General features: G+C 72.5%; 19 protein-coding genes. 16 read left to right on the top strand and 3 right to left on the bottom strand.

Annotated elements, in window-relative coordinates:
- Positions 1 to 37 precede the first annotated feature (37 nt).
- Positions 38 to 553, bottom strand: coding sequence for a hypothetical protein (locus ABTY40_RS12030; protein WP_352059419.1), 516 nt, complete (start codon positions 551 to 553; stop codon positions 38 to 40).
- A gap of 273 nt (positions 554 to 826) precedes the next feature.
- On the opposite strand from ABTY40_RS12030, the gene ABTY40_RS12025 reads away from it, so the two are divergent.
- The 11 genes from ABTY40_RS12025 (at position 827) to ABTY40_RS11975 (ending at position 15,500) form a co-directional block, all read left to right on the top strand.
- Positions 827 to 1,783, top strand: a complete 957-nt coding sequence (locus ABTY40_RS12025; RefSeq protein ID WP_352059418.1) for a HAMP domain-containing sensor histidine kinase — start codon at positions 827 to 829, stop codon at positions 1,781 to 1,783.
- Complete coding sequence (locus ABTY40_RS12020; RefSeq protein WP_352059417.1) at positions 1,780 to 2,436, top strand: response regulator; 657 nt, start codon at positions 1,780 to 1,782, stop codon at positions 2,434 to 2,436. Before ABTY40_RS12025 ends, ABTY40_RS12020 begins: the two co-directional genes overlap by 4 nt.
- A 290-nt stretch (positions 2,437 to 2,726) precedes the next feature.
- A complete protein-coding gene (locus tag ABTY40_RS12015) occupies positions 2,727 to 8,936 on the top strand; it encodes an RHS repeat-associated core domain-containing protein (protein WP_352059416.1) in 6,210 nt (2,069 codons plus the stop codon).
- 76 nt (positions 8,937 to 9,012) lie between these two features.
- Complete coding sequence (locus ABTY40_RS12010; RefSeq protein WP_352059415.1) at positions 9,013 to 9,204, top strand: hypothetical protein; 192 nt, start codon at positions 9,013 to 9,015, stop codon at positions 9,202 to 9,204.
- A gap of 627 nt (positions 9,205 to 9,831) precedes the next feature.
- A complete protein-coding gene (nadE, locus tag ABTY40_RS12005; protein WP_345277633.1) occupies positions 9,832 to 10,662 on the top strand; it encodes an NAD(+) synthase in 831 nt (276 codons plus the stop codon).
- A 66-nt stretch (positions 10,663 to 10,728) separates the two neighbouring features.
- Positions 10,729 to 11,118 (top strand): VOC family protein, encoded by a 390-nt coding sequence (locus tag ABTY40_RS12000; RefSeq protein ID WP_352059414.1) that lies wholly within the window; start codon positions 10,729 to 10,731, stop codon positions 11,116 to 11,118.
- Positions 11,119 to 11,306: 188 nt separating this feature from the next.
- A complete protein-coding gene (locus ABTY40_RS11995; protein ID WP_352059413.1) occupies positions 11,307 to 11,987 on the top strand; it encodes an ABC transporter permease in 681 nt (226 codons plus the stop codon).
- Positions 11,984 to 12,661, top strand: a complete 678-nt coding sequence (locus ABTY40_RS11990; protein ID WP_352059412.1) for an ABC transporter permease — start codon at positions 11,984 to 11,986, stop codon at positions 12,659 to 12,661. Before ABTY40_RS11995 ends, ABTY40_RS11990 begins: the two co-directional genes overlap by 4 nt.
- Entirely contained in the window at positions 12,658 to 13,608 is a 951-nt protein-coding gene (locus ABTY40_RS11985) for an ABC transporter substrate-binding protein (RefSeq protein ID WP_352059411.1), read from the top strand. The genes ABTY40_RS11990 and ABTY40_RS11985 overlap by 4 nt, the downstream gene beginning before the upstream one ends.
- A gap of 201 nt (positions 13,609 to 13,809) precedes the next feature.
- The gene (locus tag ABTY40_RS11980) at positions 13,810 to 14,742 is read left to right on the top strand and encodes an SIS domain-containing protein (RefSeq protein WP_352059410.1); all 933 of its coding nucleotides are present in this window, start codon (positions 13,810 to 13,812) and stop codon (positions 14,740 to 14,742) included.
- Positions 14,739 to 15,500 (top strand): PIG-L deacetylase family protein, encoded by a 762-nt coding sequence (locus ABTY40_RS11975; RefSeq protein WP_352059409.1) that lies wholly within the window; start codon positions 14,739 to 14,741, stop codon positions 15,498 to 15,500. Before ABTY40_RS11980 ends, ABTY40_RS11975 begins: the two co-directional genes overlap by 4 nt.
- A gap of 27 nt (positions 15,501 to 15,527) precedes the next feature.
- On the opposite strand, the gene ABTY40_RS11970 is transcribed toward ABTY40_RS11975, so the two are convergent.
- Complete coding sequence (locus ABTY40_RS11970; RefSeq protein WP_352059408.1) at positions 15,528 to 16,307, bottom strand: VOC family protein; 780 nt, start codon at positions 16,305 to 16,307, stop codon at positions 15,528 to 15,530.
- Between the two features lie 451 nt (positions 16,308 to 16,758).
- Positions 16,759 to 17,811, bottom strand: a complete 1,053-nt coding sequence (locus ABTY40_RS11965) for an NAD(P)/FAD-dependent oxidoreductase (protein WP_352059407.1) — start codon at positions 17,809 to 17,811, stop codon at positions 16,759 to 16,761.
- Between the two features lie 67 nt (positions 17,812 to 17,878).
- On the opposite strand from ABTY40_RS11965, the gene ABTY40_RS11960 reads away from it, so the two are divergent.
- The 5 genes from ABTY40_RS11960 (at position 17,879) to ABTY40_RS11940 (ending at position 23,506) form a co-directional block, all read left to right on the top strand.
- A complete protein-coding gene (locus tag ABTY40_RS11960) occupies positions 17,879 to 18,478 on the top strand; it encodes a helix-turn-helix domain-containing protein (RefSeq protein ID WP_352059406.1) in 600 nt (199 codons plus the stop codon).
- A 56-nt stretch (positions 18,479 to 18,534) separates the two neighbouring features.
- Entirely contained in the window at positions 18,535 to 19,503 is a 969-nt protein-coding gene (locus tag ABTY40_RS11955; protein WP_352059405.1) for an NADPH:quinone oxidoreductase family protein, read from the top strand.
- Positions 19,500 to 20,687 (top strand): acyl-CoA dehydrogenase family protein, encoded by a 1,188-nt coding sequence (locus ABTY40_RS11950; protein ID WP_352059404.1) that lies wholly within the window; start codon positions 19,500 to 19,502, stop codon positions 20,685 to 20,687. The genes ABTY40_RS11955 and ABTY40_RS11950 overlap by 4 nt, the downstream gene beginning before the upstream one ends.
- Positions 20,684 to 21,760 carry an acyl-CoA dehydrogenase family protein gene (locus ABTY40_RS11945; RefSeq protein ID WP_352059403.1) on the top strand — a complete coding sequence of 359 codons (1,077 nt, stop codon included), beginning with the start codon at positions 20,684 to 20,686 and terminating at the stop codon, positions 21,758 to 21,760. The genes ABTY40_RS11950 and ABTY40_RS11945 overlap by 4 nt, the downstream gene beginning before the upstream one ends.
- 114 nt (positions 21,761 to 21,874) lie before the next feature.
- A complete protein-coding gene (locus tag ABTY40_RS11940; RefSeq protein ID WP_352059402.1) occupies positions 21,875 to 23,506 on the top strand; it encodes an ABC transporter substrate-binding protein in 1,632 nt (543 codons plus the stop codon).
- The last annotated feature ends 15 nt before the right edge of the window (positions 23,507 to 23,521 follow it).

Below are 23,521 nucleotides of genomic sequence, written 5' to 3'. Positions count from 1 at the left end.
GAGCAGCACCCCTGACGGCCGTTGCGCAGCTCCGGTGTCAGGGGGCGGTGGCCGTGAGGTGGTAGGTGGTGTCGACCCGGAAGCCGTCACCCGTGTCGGCCTTGATCTCCAGTACGTACTGTCCGGGGGTCAGGGGAGCCAGTGCCGACCACAGTCCCCATGCCACCCGGGGCGTCACCCCGGTGCGGAACCGCGGTGAGGCGTACTCGTGCAAGGGCAACGGGGACCCGTTCAGGAACGCGTGCGCCTCGGCGACGTTCATCACCTCGGGACGGGACGAGAAGAAGGCGGGACGCTGGGTGTTGAAGACGGGGAAGAAGACCGGACGGTCGGCGGGAAGGGAGCAGCGCCGCACGACCCGACCGCCGTAGGTTCCCGCGAGGAACCACACGTCGTCCGGCTGCTGCCAGCCGGCGAACTCACCGGTCCTGTCCAGCACCGGGCTGCACGCGTCAGGTGCGGAGAGCGCCCACTGCCACCATCGCGCCGCGAGCCGCCCGCCCTCGCGGCCACTCAGCTCCAGGCCGCCGCCCTGCCTCGTCGCGCCGTTCATCCGCCCGTCCCTTCGCTTGCCGGCTCGTCTCGAACGTGCGGACTGTATCCGCACAGCCCGACGTCTGTTCACCCCGGTCTGCCTCAGGACCCGGGTGGCATCGACGGGGGATCCGGATCGGGATCTTCCGCGTGGGGGAAAGATGGGTGTCAGCATGTATGGACGGTTTCGAGCATGATCGCTCAGACTCCCATTTGATCAACGGGGCGTGCCCGCCGTCATGAGGGGCGCGTGGGACGGACGGACGCACGGAAGTTGAGGGGGAGGTCCGCAGTGTCGCTGTTCTGGCGGATCTTCGTGATGAACGCTTCCCTCCTCGTGCTGGCCACGGTGCTTCTGCTGAGCCCGTGGGTCACGGTTTCCTCCCCGGTTCATTTCGACGAAGCCGTTGTTGTGGTCGCCGGGGTGCTGGCCATGCTCGTCGCCAACGCTCTTCTCTTCCGGTACGGCTTGGCCCCGCTGAAGCGGCTGTCCCACGCGATGGCGAGGGCCGATGTTCTGCATCCCGGGACGCGACCGAAGGCCACAGGACAGCACGAGATGGCAGAGCTGGTCCTCACGTTCAACGCGATGCTCGACCGCTTGGAGCAGGAGCGAGCCACCAGCAGCGGTCGGGTCGCCGCCGCTCAGGAAGCCGAGCGGCGGCACGTCGCCAGGGAGTTGCACGACGAGGTGGGTCAAGCCCTGACGGCCGTTCTCCTCCAGTTGAAGTGGCTGGCGGATCGAGCCCCCGTCGAGCTCCGGGAAGATCTGCACGCGGCACAGGAGACGACCCGTGAAAGCCTGGACGAACTGAGGCGCATCGCCCGCCGGCTACGCCCTGGTGTACTGGAAGACCTCGGGCTGGCCAGCGCACTACGGGCCCTGGCGGCCGACTTCACCACGGCAGGACTCACGGTGCGCCACAACCTCGACGCCGGGCTTCCGCACATGACGCCCGAGGTGGAACTGACGATCTACCGAGTGGCCCAGGAAGCCCTCTCCAACGCAGCGCGTCACTCATGTGCCGATCGCGTCGACCTCGACCTGAGACGGGGGACGCGGGGGGGCGTGGACCTCGTCGTCCGCGACAACGGGCGCGGTCTCGGAGGTGTCGCGGAAGGGTTCGGCATCCGCGGTATGCGCGAGCGCGCGCTGATGATCGGGGCGGAGTTCGTCATCAGAAACTCACGAGAAGACGGTACGGCGGTGCTCCTGCGGGTGCCTCGAGCAGAGGGGGCCGACCAGTGACCGCGTTGCCCACGCGCATCCTGCTGGCCGACGATCACGCGCTGGTGCGGCGCGGCGTGCGACTGATCCTGGACGCCGAGCCGGACATGACCGTCGTGGCCGAGGTCGGCGACGGGGCCGAGGCTGTCGCCGTGGCACGTCAGGTACCGGTCGATCTGGCGATCCTCGACGTCGCCATGCCCCGGATGACCGGTCTCCAAGCCGCACGGGAGCTCTCTCGCGCCCATCCGGACCTTCGCATCCTGATCCTCACCATGTACGACAGTGATCAGTACTTCTTCGAAGCGCTGCGGGTCGGAGCCAACGGGTACGTGCTGAAATCCGTGGCGGATCGGGACCTGGTGGGCGCCTGCCGTGCGGCGATGCGGGACGAACCGTTCCTCTATCCCGGTGCCGAGACCGCTCTGGTCCGGAGGTACCTCGACCTGGCAGAGCAGGGCCGAACCCCTCCCGAGAAGGCGATCACCGATCGCGAGGAAGAAATCCTCAAGCTGGTCGCCGAAGGGCACACCTCGAAAGAGATCGGCGACCTGCTGATCATCAGTGCCAAGACGGTGGAACGTCACCGAGCGAACCTCCTGCAGAAGCTCGGTCTGCGGGACCGGGTCGAGCTCACTCGCTACGCCATCCGGACCGGTCTGATCGAGCCGTAGCGGAAACACACCCGTCAAGCCCCCGGCTTCGCCCGCCGGGAGGCCATTCCGGCATGCCGCCGTGTGGTGACCACAGCCCCGACGGCCCTCAGACCGCGCCACGGTCTCCCCAAAGGGGGGACGGCGGCGCCGGGACCGGGAAGTCACACCGGCCCCGACCTCATCACCCACCACGCACAAGGGAAAGCATGACAAGCCAGATACCGGAGCCCTCATCAGGGTTTCGTTACCCACCCAGACTCGACCGGCACAGGGGCATCCGCGCCACCGCGGCCGGAGTGGCCCTGCTCATGTCGGTATCGACGATCTACGGTGCCGAAGGCGCCGTCGCCGCACCCCGTGCTCCGCGAGCGGTGGAAGCCCCGCAGACGCCGGCTCCTCCGACCTCCGCCGCCGACATCGCTTCCGCCCGTGTGGCGGCACGGCTGTCGGGGAAGCGGGTCGAGGCGCTGTCCGAGCGGACCGAGTCGTCCACCACCTGGGTGAACAAGGACGGTTCACTGACGACGGAACTGTCCGCCGGCCCCATCCGCTTCGAGGACCCGACCACGGGCGACTGGCGCGACGTCGATGTCGAGCTCACCGCCGCGGCGGATGGCTCCGTCGTGTCGAAGGCCCACCCGCAGGGGCTCAGACTGGCGGGCAAGTCAGGTACCAAGGCCGCCTCGCTGCGCGCCGCGCGGTCCGCTCCCGCCACGGACCTGGTGACCCTGGGCAGCGGTGACGAAGCGATCACCCTGCAATGGCGTGGCGGTCTGCCCGCGCCGGAGCTCGACGGCACGCGCGCGACCTATGTGAACGCGGTGCCCGGCGCCGACGTGGTCGTGGAGGCGACGCGTACGGGTTTCGAGCAGTTCGTCGAGATCAAGCAGCGGCCCACCGGTGACTTCTCCTACACCCTGCCCCTGAAGACCAAGGGCTTGAAGGTGGAGGAGCAGGCCGACGGCAGTGTGCTCTTCACCGACAAGAAGTCGAAGAAGACCGCGGTCATGCCCGCCCCGGTGATGTGGGACGCGACCGTCGACCCCGTGTCCGGCAAGCCTGCCCGCCAGGTCAGGGTCGGCATGAAGGTCGTCAAGGCCAAGGGCGGCGTCGACCTGGTCCTCACCCCCGACGCGACGTTCCTGGCCGATCCGGCGACGAAGTACCCGGTCACGGTCGACCCGTCCACCTCAGCCCTGTCGAATGTCTTCGACACGTACGTCCAGCAAGGCACCACGGTCGACTGGTCCACGGACGTCGAGCTCGACCTCGGCAACCCGGGCACCAAGAACGCCGACGGCACCTACCGCACGGCCCGTTCGTTCATCTCGTGGAACACCGCCCCGATCGCGGACGCGCTGGTGACGGACGCCAAGCTGTCGCTGTGGAACTTCCACTCCGGCAACTACACCGGCTCCTCGTGCCCCACCCAGCCCTGGGAGGTGTGGTCCACCGGTGCCGCGTCGACCTCCTCGCGCTGGGCCGCGCCCAACCAGCCGGCGTGGATCGCGAAGAAGGCCACGTCCTCGGAGACGCGCGGCAACCCGTCCTGCTCGACGCAGCCCGACGGCTGGATCAACGCGAACGTCACGACGATGGTGCAGGAGTGGGCCTCAGCCAAGGCCGCCAAGTCCCACATGGGCCTGCGCGCCACGGACGAGACCCTGACGGGGCAGTGGAAGCGAGTCAACTCCGCCAACGCCGCCACCAACCCCCCCAAGCTGGTCGTCACCTACAACTACCGGCCGCGCACGGGAACGAAGCAGGAGGCCGGTCCGCCGTTCTTCTCGTACTCCGGCTCGTATGTGGTCAACACGGTGACGCCGACCCTCCGGGACACCTTCGTCGACCCCAACGGTGACAAGGTCAACGGCACGTTCCAGATCTTCGACGCCGCGACCAACACCCAGGTCGGCAACGTCATCGTCTCGCCCTGGGTGAACTCCGGGCAGGTCGCCTCGGTGACCGTCCCCGCCGGCGCGCTGACCAACGGCAAGACGTACAAGTTCCGCACCAGCCCGTACGACGGGACGCACTACAACGTGGGCTGGTCGGAGTGGAAGACCTTCACGGTCGACACCACGTCTCCCATCGCCCCGGCGAGCATCGCGTCGACGGACTACCCGTCGAACGCCTGGGTCAGGGGCGCGGGCCAGACCGGCACCTTCACCGTCACCCCGAACGGAACCGACCACAACTGGCTGGAGTGGTCGCTCGACGGCGTGACCTGGACCAAGGTCGCCACCGCCGGTTCCGCAGCCGCCAAGGCCATCTCGATCACCCCGCCCAAGGACGGCACCCACACCCTGCAGGTCAGGCAGGTCGACAAGGCCGACAACAAGTCCGAGCCGATCGAGTACACATTCCACGCCGGCCCTGGCGGCTTCGTCCAGCCCGCCGACGGCGAGCGCACCGCGCGGCGCCTGCCTCTGGTCGCGGAGGCCGACGGCAGCAAGTACGACGCGGTGTCCTTCTCCTGGCGTCGGTCCGAGGCCGACCCCTGGGCGAAGATCCCAGCCGGTCAGGTCACCTCGGGTGGCACTGCGCTGACCGCGTGGCCGGTGCCGCTGACGAGCGGCAGGACTCCGGCCCTGGTGTGGAACGCCACCGATACCGTCGACCCCGACGGCACCGTGCAGATCAAGGCCGACTTCACGGGCCCCAACTCTGCTACCGGCAGCACCCAGCCGCTCTCGGTCGTCGTCGACCGCAACGCCTCCGGCGCTGCCACGGACGAGATCGGTCCCGGTTCGGTGAACCTGCTCACCGGTGACTACACGCTGTCCGCCGGCGACGCTTCGGCCTTCGGCCTGTCGGTCTCCCGCACGGCTTCCTCCCGCACTCCGGACAAGGGCGGCACGCAGGAGGGCCAGGCGCCGATCTTCGGCAAGGAGTGGGTCTCCGGCACCGTTGCCGAGGCGACTCAGTCGGACTACTCCCACATCCGGCGGATCTCCGACACGGCCGTCGCGGTCGTCGAGTCGGAAGGTGATGAGACCCACTTCACCGCCAACGCGGCGAAGACCGGATGGATCCCCGAGACGGGCTCCGAGGACCTCACCCTGACCGGCAGCGTGACCGGATCGTTCACTCTCACGGACACCGAAGGCACGGTCACCCAGTTCACCAAGCCGGATGCCGCCGCTACCACCTGGCAGGTCTCCTCGACGCTGTTGGACGGCCTGTCGAACACCACCACCACGGTGGTGTCCGAGGCGGTGACCGTGGACAGCAAGAAGTTGGCCCGTCCCAAGCGGATCATCGCCCCGACCTCGGCCGCGTCGGCCGCCACGTGCACGGCGACGCCGTCCACCAAGGGGTGCCGGGCTCTGGAGTTCGTCTACGCCGCCTCCACCACCGCCACCGACCTCGTCTTCGGGGACTTCGCCGGCCAGGTGAAGGAGATCCGGCTGTGGTCCACCGAGCCCGGCGCTGCCGCGGCCACCTCCAAGGCCGTGCAGACCTACGCCTACGACGCGTCCGGCCGTCTGCGCCAGGCGTGGAATCCGCAGATCAGCCCGGCACTGAAGACGGAGTACTCCTACGACGCGGCGGGCCGGGTCACCGGTCTGACCCCCGCCGGGGAGCTGCCCTGGACGTTCACCTACGGAAAGGCCGGAGCCGGCGCCACCGCCGGTGACGGCATGCTGCTCAAGGCGTCCCGCTCCGGCCTCCAGCAGGGAACCAAGGACGTCACGTCCGGCACCGCGGCCACCTCGATCGTGTACGACGTGCCGCTGACCGGCACCACCGCCCCGTACAAGATGGGCACGGCGGACGTGAAGGCCTGGGGGCAACTGGACGCCCCCACCGACGCGACCGCCGTCTTCCCCGCCGACTCGGTCCCGGCCTCGAACGCGGGCAGCGGCCTGACGGCAGGCTCCTACACGCGCGCCACGATCACCTACATGGGCGTATCCGGGCGTTCGGTCAACAGCGCGACCCCTGGCGGCCACATCTCCACCACGGAGTACGACCGCTTCGGCAACACGGTGCGCGAGCTGTCCGCGGCCAACCGCGAGGTCGCCCTGGGCAGCAGCACCGCCGGCAAGGCCGCCCAGGCCGAGCTCGGCATCGGCCGGCTCACCAGCGCCGAGCGTGCCGATCTGCTGGCCACCAAGTCGGTCTACAACGAGACCGGTACCCGTGAGCTCGAGGAGTTCGGCCCGCTGCGGCGGATCGACCTCACCGCCGACCTCACGTCCGGAACCACGACCCTGGTCTCTTCCGGAACCTCGGTGACCGGCCGCTCGTGGACGGTCAACGAGTACGACGCCGGACGTCCCACGGACGGCACGGCCAAGGTGAAGGATCAGATCACCAAGGTCACCAGCGGTGCCCAGGTGCGTGAGCACCCCACCGTCCTCGGCGAGGCCCGCGTCACGCAGACGATGTACGACTGGGCCAAGGGGCTGCCCACTCAGACCGTCAAGGATCCGGGCGGGCTCGCGATCACCGAGACCACCGAGTACGACGACCAGGGCCGCATCACCAAGCAGCGGCTTCCTGGTGCCAATGGAACCGACGCCGCGACCCGAGTGACCACCTACTGGTCCGCGACCGGCACCGGCACCTGCCAGGGCCGACCCGAGTGGGCCGATCTGGTCTGCTCCACCGGTCCGGCCGCCGCCATCACCGGCGGCGGCTCCAACCCCACGCAACTGCCCACCACGACCACCGAGTACAGCTGGTGGGGCGGCCCGGCGAAGATCTCCGAGAGCGCCAACTCCGTCACCCGCACCACCACGACCACCTACGACAACGCCGGTCGTCCCGGCAAGGTCGCCATCACCGGCGGAGTCGGGCAGGCGGTCCCGGAGGCGACGACCGAGTACGACCCGGCGACGGGGCGTGCGGTCAAGACGGTTTCCCCGACAGGGGGCACCATCACCAAGGTGTTCGACAAGCTCGGCCGCCAGACGTCCTACACAGATGCCGACGGCGGTGTCACCACCACCGAGTACGACCTGCTGGACCGGCCGGTCAAGGTGACGGACAACGCGCCCTCGACCGTCACGTACACCTACGACACGACCGTGGAGCCGCGCGGCCTGGTCACGAAGACGACCGACTCCATCGCCGGCGTCTTCCAGACGACCTACGACGCGGACGGATCCGTGGCGAGCGAGAAGCTCCCGGGCGGCTACACCCTGACCACCACCGAGGACACCACCGGCGCCACGCTGAACCGCTCCTACAAGCGTGACAGCGACGGCACCCTCGTCTACGCGGACACCGTGACCGAGTCCGTCCACGGCCAGGTCACCAGCCATGCAGGCTGGTCCGACCAGACCTACCGTTACGACGCCGCCGGCCGCCTCACCACGGTCGAGGACACCGTGGACACGGTCTGCACGCGCCGCGCCTACGCCTTCGACGCGCGCACCAACCGAAAGTCCCTCACCACGACCGCGGCGGCGCCCGGCCTGGACTGCACCACCACGGGAGGAAACACCACCAGCCACACCTACGACAGCGCCGACCGCCTCGTCGACGCCGGCTACGTCTACGACGCGTTCGGCCGCACCACCTCCGTCCCCGGCAACGGCACCGTCGGCTACTACGCCAACGACCTCGCACACCAGCAGACCGCGAACGGCCGGCGTCAGACCTGGCAGCTCGACGCCGCCCACCGGTTCCGCTCCTGGAAGACCGAGTCCGGCAGCGGCAGCACCTGGACGCAGACCGGCGCCAAGCTGAACCACTACGACGGTGACGGCGACAACCCCCGCTGGATCGTCGAGGACATCGCGACCGGCACGCTGACCCGCAACGTCGAGTCCGCCACCGGTGACCTCGCCGCCACCACCAGCAAGACCGGCGACACCGTCCTGCAGCTCACCACCATCCACGGCGACGTGGCCCTCCAGCTCCCGCTGGACACCAGCAAGGCCCCGGTCGCCCTGGACCACGACGAGTACGGCAACCCCCGGGCCGGCCAGGCGGCCACCCGCTACAACTGGCTGGGGGCCAAGCAGCGCTCCACCGAGACCCTCACGGGCCTCACCCTGATGGGCGTCCGCCTCTACACCCCCGCTACCGGTCGCTTCCTCTCCCTCGACCCCGTCTACGGCGGCGGCGCCAACGCCTACGCCTACCCCGGGGACCCCGTCAACGAGTATGACCTCGATGGCAAGTGGTGGAGCTGGAAGAAGACCAAGCGCTGGATCAAGCGGCACCGCGTCGGTATCGCCGCGACAGCGGCCGGCATCGGCTGCGGCCTGTTCACCGCAGGTCTGGCCGCAGCGGGGTGCGCGGTTGTCGCCGGTGCTGCCGCCGGCGCCGGAGCCAAGTGGTACTGGAACCGCAAGGCGTCCATCGGCTCCATCGCCCGCGCAGGAGTGTCGGGTGCCACCGGAATCGGTCCCATGGGCTCTGTCTTCGGCGCCGTCGGCCGATGGGGCATAAAGAGGGCCGTCACCCGATGGGCCACCAAGCGCTATCCGTCGACCGGAAGCCACCGCGCGGTTCACAGGAGCCACCGCAAGAAGTCTTCCTGGTGGTCGTGGCGACGATGATCTGGTCCGCCTTCGTCCGGTTCCCTGGGAGCACCAAGGGAACCGGACCCGCTTTGAGAAACGATAGGGAGTTGACATGAGCGAACCCCGGAAGAACTCAGTGGCGTTCTTCCTCTTGGGCGTACTTGCCTTCCTGGCAGGAATCGTCTTCTGGATCGCGTCGGGGCGGGCCTCAGCGGCAGTGACGTTCGCGTGCTCGTCCGTCGTGTTCGCCGGAGCGTGGTTCTTCGAGCGGACGACGAAGCGGAGCGAGGGCAGCCAGGACTGAACAGGTGCATGGGGTGGCCCTTGTGGGCGGGAAGGTGGAACCCGACCACGGCCCCCAAGGGTCGCCGCTGAATGAGCAACGGCTCGTGTGCCGGGCGAATGTGCCGGGCTCACGAGCCGTTTCGTCTCGCCCCCGGGTCGGTGGTTCACCCTGGCGCGTCCCCGGAGGGCGACAGCGGGACCCCAAGGCGACACGAGTGGCCTCGACATCCACGACGTTCACCAGGGCGGGTCCGCTGTCCATGACGGAAGGCCAGGAGGAAGGCGGCCCCGCGGCACGCGGTTTTCGGCGCACGGTGCGGGCGGGCCGGACGACCACCGGGCCGCCGCCCGGTCACCGGGCGCGTCGCCGACGACAGCCCCGCCACCGGTGCGGACACCGGCCGGCCCGGGGGATTGCCCACGGCCGGTGCGGGCATGCGGACAGCAGCACCGGGCGGCCCGGGCGGACCACACGCGACGCGGCGGCTCGCCCCCGCACGGTGACGGCTCCGCGGGGGGCCGCGCGGCGGGGCCATCGGTAAGCCGACCCGGGCCGCGGGGCCGCCGTCCCGGCGGGTCCGCCGGCCCCACCCCGTAAAGTCGACCCCGTTGTAGTTGTACGACACCGTCCCACGAGGAGAGTCCCGTGACCGACCCGGCGGCCATCGCCCGGCAGCAGCAGATCGCCCAGGAGCTGGAGGTGTCCGCGAGCTTCGAGCCGCGGGCGGAGATCGAGCGCCGGGTGGCGTTCCTGGCCGAGCGCCTCCTGTCCACCGGGCTGCGCTCGCTCGTCCTCGGCATCAGCGGCGGCGTCGACTCGACCACGGCGGGCCGGCTCTGCCAGCTCGCCGTCGAGCGGGTCCGGGAGGCCGGGCAGGAGGCCACCTTCTACGCCATGCGCCTGCCCTACGGCGTGCAGGCCGACGAGAAGGACGCGCGCGCCGCCCTGGACTTCATCCGCCCCGACCAGGTCCTCACCGTCGACGTGAAGCCCGCGTCCGACGCCGCCCTGGAGGCCGCGCTCGCCGGTGGGGTCACCTTCCGCGACGCCCACCACCAGGACTTCACGCACGGCAACATCAAGGCGCGCCAGCGGATGATCGCCCAGTACGCCGTCGCCGGCGCCCACGACGGACTCGTCGTCGGCACCGACCACGCGGCCGAGGCCGTCTCCGGCTTCTTCACCAAGTTCGGTGACGGCGCGGCCGACCTCGTACCGCTCACCGGGCTCACCAAGCGCCGGGTCCGCGCCGTCGCCGCCGAGCTGGGCGCCCCGGCCGAGCTGGTCTGGAAGACGCCGACCGCCGACCTGGAGACGCTGGACCCCGGAAAGCCCGACGAGGACGCGCTCGGCGTCACGTACGACGACATCGACGACTTCCTGGAGGGCAAGCCGGTCACGGAGGCGGCCTACACCGCGATCGTCCGCCGCTACGATCTGACCGCGCACAAGCGGCAGCTGCCGATCGCTCCCTGAGCGCCCGCCGCCGGTCCGGCGGATCCTGGAAGGGGGCCTCGCCGAGGCCCCGGAAGGGAGCATGCCATGTTCGGCGAAACCCCGGCGTTCAGCGGATTCTCCGTCGACGACCTCGACGCCGCGCGCCGCTTCTACGGCGAGACCCTCGGCCTGCGGGTGGAGGACGAGGGCCCCGACGACATGGGAGCCCTCGTCCTCACCCTGGCGGGCGGTGCCCGGGTCTTCGTCTACGCCAAGGACGACCACACCCCCGCCACCTTCACGATCCTCAACTTCGAGGTCGACGACATCGACCGGGCGGTCGACGCCCTGGGGGAGCGCGGGGTGGAGTTCGAGCGGTACCCCGGGTTCGAGGCGGACGGGAAGGGGATCGTCCGGAGCGACGGCCGGGGCCCCTCGATCGCCTGGTTCAAGGACCCCGCCGGAAACGTCCTGTCCGTCCTGCGGACGGGCTGACCGGCCCGCCCGCACCCCCCCGGATCCGGCCGCTCGTATCCGCCCGCCCTGATCCGGCCGGCCACCGGTCCTGAGCCGGCCGTCCCGCCGCTCACGGCCCGACCGGGGGCGGTCGGGTCCGGGACGGAGCCGCCCCGAACGGACCCGCCCGGATGCGGTGCGCCCCGCCCACCGGCTCGAATGGGAGGGTGAGCGCGCCCCCCGACGACTGCCTCGCCCGCAACGAATGGATCTGCGGGGACTACCTGTCCTCGCGCCGCGAGATCCTCGCCGACGCCGTCGTCCAGCACCTCCAGCTGACCGGCGCCTCCCTCGCCCTCGGACTCGCCGTCGCCGTCCCGCTCGCCCTCCTGGCCCGCCGCCGGCGCCGGGCCGCGGGGCCCGTCCTCGGCGTCACCACCGTCCTGTACACGATTCCCGCGCTCGCGATGTTCTCGCTGCTCCTGCCCGTGTACGGGCTGTCCGCCTCCCTCGTCGTCGCCGGACTGGTCCTGTACTCGCTCACCCTCCTCGTCCGGAACCTGCTCGCCGGCCTCGGTGCCGTACCCGACGACATCCGCCGGGCCGCGCGCGGGCTCGGATACGGCCCCACCCGCCTGCTCCTCGCCGTCGAACTGCCCCTCGCGCTGCCCGCCGCCATGGCCGGGCTCCGCATCGCCGCGGTCTCCACCGTCTCCCTCGTCACGATCGGCGCGATCGTCGGCCACGGCGGCCTCGGCAACCTCATCTACTCCGGCATGAACACCTACTTCAAGGCGCAGGTCCTCACCGCCTCCGTGCTCTGCGTCCTCATCGCCGTCGCCGCCGACCTGCTCCTCCTCGGGGCCCAGCGGCTGCTCACCCCCTGGACCCGCGGGCGGGCCCGGTGACCACGCTCACCGCCGCGTGGGCCTGGCTCACCACCGCCGCCCACTGGTCGGGTGAGGACGGCATCGGACACCGGCTCACCGAGCACCTGCTCCTCACCGGCGCCGGCCTCGCGCTCAGCTGCCTGATCGCCCTGCCCGTCGCCCTCGTCCTCGGGCACCTCGGCCGGGGCGGCGCCCTCGCCGTCAACCTCGCCAACGCCGGCCGGGCCGTCCCCACCTTCGCCGTCCTCGTCCTGCTGCTCCTCGGACCCCTCGGCCCGTACGCCCCCTGGCCGACCGTCGTCGCCCTCGTCCTCTTCGCCGTCCCGCCGCTGCTCACCAACGCGTACGTGGGGATGCGCGGGGTCGACGCCGATGTCGTACGGGCCGCCCGGGGCATGGGCATGACCGGCCGCCAGGTCCTCGCCCGGGTCGAGCTGCCGCTCGCGCTGCCCCTGATCCTCACCGGCGTCCGCGTCGCAGCCGTCCAGCTCGTCGCCACGGCCACCGTCGCGGCCCTCGCGGGCGGCGGCGGCCTCGGCCGGATCATCACCGCCGGCTTCAACCTCGCCTCCACCCCGCAGGTGGTGGCGGGCGCGGTCCTCGTCGCCGGCCTCGCCCTCCTCGTCGAAGGCCTCTTCGAAGTGGTCCGGGCGTTCGTTCCGGCCGGGGCGCGCTCCGGGGGCGGCCGATGAGGACGGCCCGTCTCGCCGCCGGCGCGCTCGCCGCGCTCCTCTGCCTCGCCGGCTGCGCCACCGGCCCCGCCCTGGAGGACCGGGGAGCCGTCACCGCCCCGCCCGGCGACAACCACCGGCTCACCGTCGGCTCGGCCGGCTTCACCGAGAGCGAGCTGCTCGCCCGGATGTACGCCCTCCTGCTGGAACAGGCCGGATACCGCACCACCCTCCTCACCGTCACCAATCGCGAGTTGTACGAACCGGCCCTGGAGAACGGGCAGATCGACGTCGTGCCCGAGTACGCGGCCACCTTCGCCGACTGGCTGAACGCCAAGGTGAACGGGCCGGACGCGCCGGCCGTCGGCTCACCCGACCTCGCCGCCACCATGAGCGCCCTGCGGCGGCTCGCCGGTCCGCGCGGTCTCACCGTCCTCGACCCGGGCCGGGCCGTCGACCAGAACGCCTTCGCCGTCACCGCCGCCTTCGCCGCCGAGCACCGCCTCAAAACCCTCAGCGACCTGGGCGCCCGGGGCGTCCCGGTACGGCTCGCGGCCGGAGACGAGTGCGTCCGCCGCCCCTACTGCGCCCCCGGCCTGCGGAAGCTCTACGGGATCGACGTCACCGCCGTCGATCCCAAGGGCGTCGGCACCACCCAGGCCAAACAGGCCGTGCGCAGCGGCCAGGACCAGCTGGTGCTGACCACGACCACCGACGCCACCCTGGACGACTTCGGCCTGGTGCTGCTGGCCGACGACAAGCACCTGCAGAACGCCGACCACATCGTCCCCGTCGTCAACCGGGCCCGCGCCGCAAGCGCCCGCGTCACCCGCACCCTCGACCGTCTCAACGACGTCCTCACCACCGCCGACCTCGCGGACCTCAACGAGCGCGTCGACAGCTGGCGCCGGCTCCCCGAGGACGTGGCCCGCGCGTACCTCGTCGCGAAGGGCCTCCTGCGGCCCTGAACCAGCGGCAGCGCTCCCGCGAAGGGGGTGATCAGGCGGACCCCGGGCCCGTCGTCCACGCCTCCCACGGCGGCGGACGCGCCCCGGGAGACGCGCGAAAGTCCAAGCGGTGCGTGCGATTGCGCATGGTGCGTCGGCGTCCCGCGCGGCTACAACTCGGTCCTGTCCCCGCCACGGGACCCCGCGAGGAGAGGACCGGACATGAGCACGCACGTCACCGACGAGATCGCGAGCCAGCCCGACTGCTGGCGCCGCGCCGCGGAGACCGCCGCGCGCGAGGCCGCGCTGCTGCCCCGGCCCGGGGAGCGGGTCGCCGTCGTCGGCTGCGGCACCTCGTACTTCATGGCCCGCGCCTACGCGGCCCTGCGGGAGTCGCTGGGCGCGGGGGAGACCGACGCGTTCCCCGCCTCCGACCCGACCCCGCTGGGCCGCCGCTACGACCGGATCGTGGCCCTCACCCGCTCCGGCACCACCACCGAGATCGCGCGGCTGCTCGCCGCCGCGCGCGGACGCGTCAGCACGCTGGTGATCACCGGTGTGCCCGACAGCCCCGCCGCCCACCTCGCCGACCGGGTCCTCGGCCTCGGTTTCGCCGACGAACGCTCCGTCGTCCAGACCCGGTTCGCCACCACCACCCTCCAACTCCTGCGCGCGGGGCTGGGCGTGGACCTCGCGCCCGCCGTCGCCGACGCCGAACTCGCCCTGTACGAACCGCTGCCGGCCCTCTGGGAGCGGCGCGGTCAGTTCACCTTCCTCGGCAGCGGCTGGGCCGCCGGGCTCGCCGACGAGGCCGCGCTGAAACTGCGCGAAGTGGCCCGCGCCTGGACGGAGTCGTACCCGGCGATGGAGTACCGCCACGGCCCCATCAGCATCAGCGACCGCGCCTGCCTGGTCTGGTGCCTCGGCCCCGCGCCGTCGGGGCTGCGGGACGAAGTGGAGGCCACCGGCGCCCTGTTCGCCGCCGACGCCGTCGACCCGGTCGCCGCGCTGGTCCGCGCCCAGCGCCTCGCCGTCGCCCTCGCGGACCGGCGCGGCCTCAACCCCGACCGGCCCCGGCACGTCTCGCGCTCGGTCGTCCTCGCCGGAGCGTTCCGCCCGGCCACGGCGGAGGCCACCCGTATCCTGCGCTCATGATCACCACGGATGCCACGGACCTGCCGGACCTTCGGGAGATGCCCGGCGACTGGCGGCGCGCCCTCGCCGTCGTCGCCCACCCCGACGACCTGGAGTACGGCTGCGCCGCAGCCGTCGCCGCCTGGACGGACGCCGGGAAGGAGGTCGTCTACGTCCTCGCCACCCGGGGCGAGGCCGGGATCGACACCCTCGCCCCGGAGACGTGCGGGCCGCTGCGCGAACGCGAGCAGCGCGACAGCGCCGCCGTCGTCGGCGTGGAGACGGTCGAGTTCCTCGACCACCGCGACGGCGTGCTCGAGTACGGGGTCCCCCTGCGCCGCGACATCGCGGCCGCGATCCGCCGCCACCGCCCCGAACTCGTCGTCACGCTCAACCACCGCGACACCTGGGGCCCCGGACCCGGCGCCCCCTGGAACACCCCCGACCACAGGGCCGTCGGGCGGGCCACCCTCGACGCCGCGGCCGACGCCGGCAACCGCTGGATCTTTCCCGAACTCGCCGACGAGGGCCTGCGGCCCTGGGACGGCGTCCGCTGGGTCGCCGTCTCCGGGTCCAGCACCCCGACCCACGCGGTCGACGCGGCCCCCGGCCTGGACCGCGCCATCGCGTCGCTGCTCTGCCACCGCGCCTACATCGAGGCGCTGACGGACCAGGACCCGGAGGAGTACGTCCGCGACTTCCTCACCACGACCACCGGCCAGGCCGCCGGCCGCTTCGGCGGCCGCCCGGCCGTGACCTTCGAGCTCTTCCCCCGCTGACCCGGACGGCCCGGCGCGGGACCCCGGTCATCCCAGGGGCGCCGGCTTCAGGACGGCGAACGGCGCGCCGAACGGGTCCTCGAACCAGGCCAGCCGGCCGACGTCCGGGATGTCGGCCGGCGGAAGGAGGACCCGCCCGGCGGCGCCCTCCACGGCGCGGGCCGTCGCGTCGGCGTTCTCGACCTCGATGTAGGGGATCCAGCGGGGGTTCCCCGGATCCTCCTGGAGCTCGGCCACGCCCCCGAAGGAGGCCTCCCGCTGCTCCCCGGCGGCGGTGGACACCACCCGGTACGTCATGCCCGGCGCCTCCATCACCGCCCACCGCCACCCGAACAGGGTGCGGTAGAAACCGAGCGCCGCCTCCGGGTCGGCGGTGTGCAGCTCCACCCACACCAGGGTGTTCGGGGACGACGTCCGCTCCAGGCCCCGGACCCGCCCCGGCTGCCGGACGGCGAAGTCGGCGCCGCCCGGGTCGGTCAGACACGCCGTCCGCCCCGCGTCCCTCACGTCGAACGCGGGGACGCGGACGGTGGCGCCGGCCTCCTCGGCGGTCCGCTGCGCGGCGTCCGCGTCCTCCGTGTGGAAGGAGACGGTCCAGGCGCTCGCCGCGCCCTCCTCGGTCAGTGGGCCGAGCCCGCCGACCGTACGGCCGTCCTGCTGGAAGAACCCGCGACCACCTGTCCCGGGGCCCACCGGGCGGAACTCCCAGCCGAACACGGAACCGTAGAAGGCCGCCGCGGCCTCCGTGTCGGGGCTGCCGAGATCGATCCAGCAGGGCGACCCCGTCGTGAACCGCGTACCGAGCATGAGCGCCGTCCGTCCTTCCGTCCTCCGCCACCGGCTCCGGCCACCATGGCCGATCCCCGCTCCCGCGCCGGGACGGCACGGCGGCACCCCCCGGGGTTCATCCGACCGGCCGACGGTCCGGGGCCGTGGGCCGTGCGGCGGGGCGCGCCGGGGAGAGACCCGCTGTCTCCGGCCCCGGCTCCCGCCGCCCGCCTGTCGGCCCCGGGGCGCGTACGGCCCCGGCTTCCCGGCCCGCGCCCCTCTCCCGGCCCCGCCGCCGACGGGAGGTCCGCGCGGGGGCGCCAACCCCCGGGCGCGCCCACCGGACCGCCCCACCCCTCGCGTGCGGCCGGCCGGCGTGGCGGGGGGCCCGCTCCTCGCCGGCCGGCAGAGACGGCCACGATCCGGCCCCACTCGGTCCGACGGCCCGTCCGGGCGCCCGGCGCGAGGCCGCGGCAGGTTCCCCCCGTCATCAGGCCGCCGATCCGTCCCCCTCCCGGCCTGCGGGGTCCCCCGCGCCCGACCGCGCCGCGGCCTTCGCCTCCAGGTCCGTCATCAGCAGCTCGCCGTTGATCGTCGCGGCCGCCCGGTAGCCGAGGCTCGCCGCGTTGACGACCTGTTCCTGCGGGCCGGTGACGTTTCCGGCCGCCCAGACGCCGGGGACGCTGGTCCGGCCGGTCTCGTCGACCACCACGAACTCCCCGAAGGGGGTCTCGCGCAGGTCGGCGCCGAGCTGCCGCAGCACGCCGTCCCGGGCGGCGAGGCGCTTCGCTCCGGCGAAGACGACGGATCGCTCCACGACGCGCCCGTCGGCGAGGCGCACACCGGTCAGCCGGTCGTCCGTGACGACGAGGCCCGCCACCTCACCGGCCACGACCCGTACCCCCGCCGCGTCGAGCAGGGCCGCGTCCCGGTCCGAGAGCTCCGCCCCGTGCAGGAAGAGGGTCACGTCGCCGGACCACTGGGAGACGACGAGGGCCTGGTGGGCGGGCATCGCGGGGTGGGCGACGACGCCGAAGGGCAGGTCGCGGACCTCCCAGCCGTGGCAGTACGGGCAGTGCAGCACGTCCCGCCCCCACCGGTCGGCGAGCCCGTCGATCTCCGGGAGTTCGTCCACGAGACCGGTGGTCACCACCAGCCGCCGGGCCCGGACCGTACCGCCGTCCGCGAGCGTCAGGACGAAGCCGTCGGCACCGTCCGGGGCCGCGCCGGTCACCTCGCCCGACCGCCACTCGACCCCGTACCCGGCGATCTCACGCCGCCCCTCGGCCAGGAAACCGGCCGGGCTCATGCCGTCCCGCGACAGATACCCCTGCATGTGCGCCGAAGGGGCGTTGCGCGGCTCGCCGGCGTCCACGACCAGCGTCCGCCGGCGCGAGCGGCCGAGAACGAGCGCCGCGCTGAGTCCGGCCGCCCCGCCGCCGACGACCACGGCCTCGTATGCGTCACCTCCGAAGGAGCCTCCGCGCGGGCCCGAGCCCGCGTCACCGATCGCGTCCCGCTGTGTGTTCCTGAAGCTGTTCATGCCGCCGAGCTTCGCCCGTGTCGGGGATCGCGGCAAGGAATGTTGCCGTTTCTGCAAAGCTGGACTCATGACCGAAGACGACCGCATCGACGCCGTGCTCACCGAGGTCGGCCCCCGGCTCCGCCGGGTCCGCCGCGACCGGGGCGTGACCCTCGCGGAGCTCTCCGCCGCCACCGGCATCTCCGTGAGCACCCTCTCGCGCCTGGAGTCCGGGCAGCGCAGGCCCAGCCTGGAACTGCTGCTCCCGCTCGCCCGGGCCCACCAGGTCCCGCTGGACGAACTGGTCGGCGCCCCGCCCGTGGGCGACCCCAGGATCCGCGCCCGGCCCATCGTGCGCGACGGCCGCACGCTGTACCCGCTCACCCGCCAGCCCGGGGGCCTCCAGGCGTACAAGGTCGTCCAGGAGCCCTCGGGAGAGGCCCCTGATCTCCGCGTCCACGAGGGCTACGAGTGGCTGTACGTCCTCGCCGGACGGCTCCGGCTGGTCCTCGGCGAGCACGACGTGGTGCTCGGCGCGGGCGAGGCGGCGGAGTTCGACACCCGCGTGCCGCACTGGTTCGGCGCGGCGGGGGAGGGACGGGTGGAATTCCTGAGCCTCTTCGGACCGCAGGGGGAGCGCATGCACGTACGGGCCCGCCCCAAGAAGTCCGGCGGGACGGTTCCATAGAGACAAGCGACCGCTTAGTATGCCACCGACCGCTCGGTACGGACGGAGGCTTCCGGATGCAGGCATGGCGTGTGTACGAGAACGGCGAACCAGGCGCGGTGATGCGCCTGGAGGAGGTGGAGGCACCCACGCCCGGCCCCGGCCAGGTCCTCCTGAAGGTCCGCGCCGCGAACGTCAACTTCCCCGACGCGCTGCTCTGCCGGGGCCACTACCAGGTACGTCCCCCGCTGCCCTTCACCCCGGGTGTGGAGATCTGCGCGGAGACGGAGGACGGGCGCCGGGTGATCACCACCGCCGCCCTGCCGCACGGCGGCTTCGCCACCCACGCCCTCGCGGACGCCGCCGGGCTGCTCCCCGCGCCCGACTCCCTGGACGACGCGGAGGCCGCCGCCCTCCACATCGGCTACCAGACCGGATGGTTCGGCCTCCACCGCAGGGCCGCCCTCCAGGAGGGCGAGACGCTCCTCGTCCACGCCGCCGCCGGCGGCGTCGGCAGCGCCGCCGTCCAGCTCGGCAAGGCGGCCGGCGCCACCGTCATCGGTGTCGTCGGCGGCCCCGCGAAGGCGGACGTGGCCCGCGCACTCGGCTGCGACCTGGTGATCGACCGCCGCTCCGAGGACGTCGTCGCCGCCGTCAAGGCCGCCACCGGCGGCCGGGGCGCCGACGTCGTCTACGACCCGGTCGGCGGCGAGGCCTACCAGCAGTCCGCCAAGTGCGTCGCCTTCGAGGGCCGGATCGTGGTCGTCGGCTTCGCGAGCGGCACCGTCCCCGCCCCCGCCCTCAACCACGCCCTGGTCAAGAACTACTCGGTCCTCGGCCTCCACTGGGGCCTCTACGCGCAGAAGGACCCGGCCTCGATCGGCCGCTGCCACGAGACCCTCACCGCCTACGCCGCCAAGGGCCTGATCAAGCCGCTCATCGGCGAGCGCGTCCCCTTCGCCGGCGCGGCCGGCGCGGTCCAGCGCGTCGCCGACGGCACCACCACCGGACGCCTGGTCGTCCTTCCCGAAGGAGCCCGCGCGTGACCGACGCCGACGACCTGCGCGCCCGCACCCGGGCGCTGCTCCAGGAGCACCCCCCGGCCACCACCGACCGCACCGCCTTCCTGAAGGCCCGCTTCGACGCCGGGCTCGCCTGGGTCCACTACCCCGTCGGCCTCGGCGGCCTCGGCGCCCCGCGCGCCCTCCAGGCCGTGGTGGACGACGAACTCGCCGCCGCCGGCGCCCCGGACAACGATCCGCGCCGCATCGGCATCGGACTCGGCATGGCCGCCCCCACCCTCCTCGCCTACGGCTCCGAGGAGGTCAAGCGGCGCTTCCTGCGGCCCCTCTGGGTCGGCGAGGAGGTCTGGTGCCAGCTGTTCAGCGAACCGGGGGCCGGCTCCGACCTCGCCGCCCTCGGCACCCGTGCCGTACGCGACCCCGAGACGGGCGACTGGATCGTGGACGGGCAGAAGGTGTGGACCTCCAGCGCGCACGTCGCCCGCTGGGCCATCCTCATCGCCCGCACCGACCCGGACGTGCCCAAGCACCGGGGGATCACCTACTTCGTCTGCGACATGACCGACCCCGGCGTGGAGGTCCGGCCACTGCGCCAGATCACCGGCGAGGCCGAGTTCAACGAGGTCTTCCTCACCGGCGTCCGCATTCCCGACGCCCACCGCCTCGGCGAGGTCGGCGACGGCTGGCGGGTGGCGCAGACGACGCTGATGAACGAGCGGGTCACCATCGGCGGCGCCCGCATCCCCCGCGAGGGCGGCATGATCGGCAAGCTCGCCGCCACCTGGCGCGAGCGGCCGGAGCTGCGCACCCACGAGTTCCACCGGCGTCTGCTGGAGCTGTGGGTCGACGCCGAGGTGGCCCGGCTCACCGGCGAGCGGCTCCGCCAGCAGCTCGCCGCCGGCCGGCCCGGCCCCGAGGGCAGCGCCATGAAGCTCGGCTTCGCCCGACTCAACCAGGCCATCAGCGGCCTGGAGGTCGAACTGCTCGGCACCGAGGGGCTGGTGTACGAGGACTGGACGATGCGCCGGCCCGAGCTGGTCGACTTCACCGGGCGCGACGCCGGCTACCGCTATCTGCGCTCCAAGGGCAACTCGATCGAGGGCGGGACCACCGAGGTCCTCCTCAACATCGTGGCCGAACGGGTCCTCGGGCTGCCGCCCGAGCCCCGCAACGACAAGGACGTCGCCTGGAAGGACCTGGCCCGATGACCGACCTCCTCTACTCCGACACCGAGGACGACCTGCGGGCGGCCGTCCGCGCCCTCCTCGCCGACCGGGCCGGGCACCGGGCCGTGCTCGACCGGATCGAGACGGACGACCCGTACCTGCCGGGGCTGTGGAAGTCCCTCGCGGCCGACATCGGCGCCGCCGGCCTGCTCGTCCCGGAGAAGCTCGGCGGGCAGGGCGCGACCCACCGCGAGGCGGCCGTCGTCCTGGAGGAACTGGGCGGCGCGGTCACCCCCGTGCCGTACCTGACGAGCGCGGTCGTCGCCACCGAGACCCTGCTCGCCCTCGCCGGGGGGAGCGACGCGGCGGCGGAACTGCTCGCCGGCCTCGCGGGCGGCCGCACCGTCGCCGTCCTCGCCGTCCCCCTCACCACGCCCCCCGGCGCGGAGCCCCCGTACGGCCCACCAGTCACCGGCGTCGCCGACGCCACCGCCGCCGACGTCCTGCTCGTCCCGCGCGCCGACGGCCTCCACGCCGTCCCGGCCGCCGAGGCGGTCGTCGAGCCGCTCACGCCGCTCGACCTCACCCGGCCGCTCGCCCGCGTCACCGCCGGCCCCGGCACGGGCACCCGGCTCGCGGGCCCGGAGGCCTCCGCCGCCGCGATCGGGCGCGGCCTGCTGGCCGGAGCCGGACTCCTCGCCTCCGAGCAGCTCGGCCTGGCCACCTGGTGCCTGGAGGAGACCGTGCGGCACACCCGCGAGCGCCACCAGTTCAACCGGCCGGTCGGCTCCTTCCAGGCCCTCAAGCACCGCATGGCCCAGCTGTGGCTGGACGTCGTGGGCGCCCGCGCGGCGGCCCGCGCCGCCGCCGACGCGCTCGCCACGGGCGCCCCGGACGCCCCGCTCACCGTCGCGGTCGCCCAGGCCCACTGCTCCCGGGTGGCCGTCCGGGCCGCCGAGGAGTGCGTCCAGCTGCACGGCGGCATCGGCATGACCTGGGAGCACCCCGCCCACCTGGCGCTCAAGCGGGCCAAGGCCGATCAGCTCGCCCTCGGCTCGCCCGGCCGCCATCAGGACGCCCTCGCGGCCCTGGCCGACCTCCCCGCGCCCCGGTGACGCCGCCCGTCCGCCGGCCTCGGTAAGGGGCCCCTCTGTCCGCACCCCTTTACATACTGTTTAATTGCATGTTGTTCGCAATAACAGTTGATCTCCAAAAGGGGTGTGGACACGATGGCCGCCCGATCCGTTCGCCGCGCGACCGCCGCGATGCTCACCGGGGCGTTCGCCCTGGGCGCCGCAGCCTGCACGAACCCCGGCCCCGCCGGGGGCACCGGCGGACCCAAGGACTCGGCGGTCGTCGGCATCGCCTACGAGCCGGAGACCCTCAGCCCCCTCCTCGGTTACGGCAAGGACGGCAACTCCAAGATCTTCGACGGGCTCCTCGCCTTCGACGCCGACATGAAGCTGCGGCCCGCCCTCGCCGCCGAGCTCCCCCACATCAGCGACGGCGGCCTCACCTACACGTACACGCTGCGCGACGGCGTCACCTTCAGCGACGGCGTGCCCTTCACGGCCAAGGACGTCGTCTTCACCTACCGGACGATCCTCGACCCGAAGACCAACAACCCCTCGCGCACCGAACTCGACGCCCTCAAGAGCGTCGAGGCGGTCGGGGACGACACCGTCGTCTTCCGGCTCAAGTACCCCTACGCGCCCTTCGCCGAGCGCACCGTCCACGCCATCGCCCCCGAGCACGTCGCCGCGAAGCAGGACGTGAACACCGGCGCCTTCACGACCAAGCCCGTCGGCACCGGCCCCTACGTCCTCACCGGCTGGTCCAAGGGCGAGAAGCTCACCTTCAAGGCCAACCCGTCCTACTGGAACGGCGCCCCCGCGGTGAAGAAGTTCACCATGGCGATCATCAAGGACGACGACGTCCGCGCCACCCGGCTGCGCGCCGGCGACCTCGACGGCGCCATCCTGCCGCCCAACCTCGCCGCCGGCTTCTCGGCCGACAAGGGGAAGAAGACGTACGCGGCCAAGACCTACGACTACCGCACCGTCACCCTCCCCACCCACCACCCCGTCACCGGCGACACCGCCGTCCGGCGCGCCCTGGACATCGCCGTCGACCGCCAGGCCATGGTCGACAAGATCCTCGAAGGCGCCGGCAAGCCCGCCTACGGCCCCGTCCCCACCGACAGCCCCTGGTTCGCCCGGGGCACCGAGCGCCGCCACGACCTCGCCGGCGCGGTCAAGATCCTGGACGAGGCCGGCTGGAAGCCCGGCCCCGACGGCATCCGCGTCAAGAACGGCGTCCGTGCCTCCTTCCCCCTCTGGTACCTCTCCGGCGACAAGCTCCGCCAGGACCACGCCCTCGCCTACGCCTCCGACGCCAAGAAGGCCGGCGTCGAGATCAAGACCCAGGCCGGCACCTGGGAGGTCATCGAGCCCCGCATGAAGACCGACGCCGTCCTCGCCGGCGGCGGCTCGCCCGGCGACCCCGACTTCGACCAGTACCTCCTCCTGAAGTCCTCCCTCGCCGGCGACGGCTTCAACAACATGGCCTGGTACGACAACAAGACCGTCGACAAGGCCCTGGACGAGGGCCGCAGGACCGACGACCCGGCCAAGCGCAAGGCCGCCTACGACACCGTCCAGCGCGAACTCGCCAAGAACCCCGGCTACACCTTCCTCACGCACATCGACCACCTGTACGTCGTGAACGACTCCTGGACCTCCGACGCCAAGGGCGCCCCGCTCACCACCCAGGTCGAGCCGCACGACCACGGCCTCGCCGCCGGCCCCTGGTGGAACGTCGAGGCCTGGAAGCCCAAGAGCACCGGAGAGACGAAGAAGTGAAGCGCCGCCTCCCCT

The organism is Streptomyces sp. NPDC126503 (assembly GCF_040302405.1).
GTDB lineage: Bacteria > Actinomycetota > Actinomycetes > Streptomycetales > Streptomycetaceae > Streptomyces > Streptomyces gulbargensis.
This window is presented reverse-complemented; position numbering and strand designations above follow the sequence as displayed.

Coding starts and splice junctions, on each gene's coding strand:
- ABTY40_RS12030 (WP_352059419.1), bottom strand. CDS start 553: ATGAACGGCGCGACGAGGCAGGGCGGCGGCCTGGAGCTGAGTGGCCGC.
- ABTY40_RS12015 (WP_352059416.1), top strand. CDS start 2,727: ATGTCGGTATCGACGATCTACGGTGCCGAAGGCGCCGTCGCCGCACCC.
- ABTY40_RS12010 (WP_352059415.1), top strand. CDS start 9,013: ATGAGCGAACCCCGGAAGAACTCAGTGGCGTTCTTCCTCTTGGGCGTA.
- ABTY40_RS12000 (WP_352059414.1), top strand. CDS start 10,729: ATGTTCGGCGAAACCCCGGCGTTCAGCGGATTCTCCGTCGACGACCTC.
- ABTY40_RS11985 (WP_352059411.1), top strand. CDS start 12,658: ATGAGGACGGCCCGTCTCGCCGCCGGCGCGCTCGCCGCGCTCCTCTGC.
- ABTY40_RS11980 (WP_352059410.1), top strand. CDS start 13,810: ATGAGCACGCACGTCACCGACGAGATCGCGAGCCAGCCCGACTGCTGG.
- ABTY40_RS11975 (WP_352059409.1), top strand. CDS start 14,739: ATGATCACCACGGATGCCACGGACCTGCCGGACCTTCGGGAGATGCCC.
- ABTY40_RS11970 (WP_352059408.1), bottom strand. CDS start 16,307: ATGCTCGGTACGCGGTTCACGACGGGGTCGCCCTGCTGGATCGATCTC.
- ABTY40_RS11965 (WP_352059407.1), bottom strand. CDS start 17,811: ATGAACAGCTTCAGGAACACACAGCGGGACGCGATCGGTGACGCGGGC.
- ABTY40_RS11960 (WP_352059406.1), top strand. CDS start 17,879: ATGACCGAAGACGACCGCATCGACGCCGTGCTCACCGAGGTCGGCCCC.
- ABTY40_RS11955 (WP_352059405.1), top strand. CDS start 18,535: ATGCAGGCATGGCGTGTGTACGAGAACGGCGAACCAGGCGCGGTGATG.
- ABTY40_RS11945 (WP_352059403.1), top strand. CDS start 20,684: ATGACCGACCTCCTCTACTCCGACACCGAGGACGACCTGCGGGCGGCC.
- ABTY40_RS11940 (WP_352059402.1), top strand. CDS start 21,875: ATGGCCGCCCGATCCGTTCGCCGCGCGACCGCCGCGATGCTCACCGGG.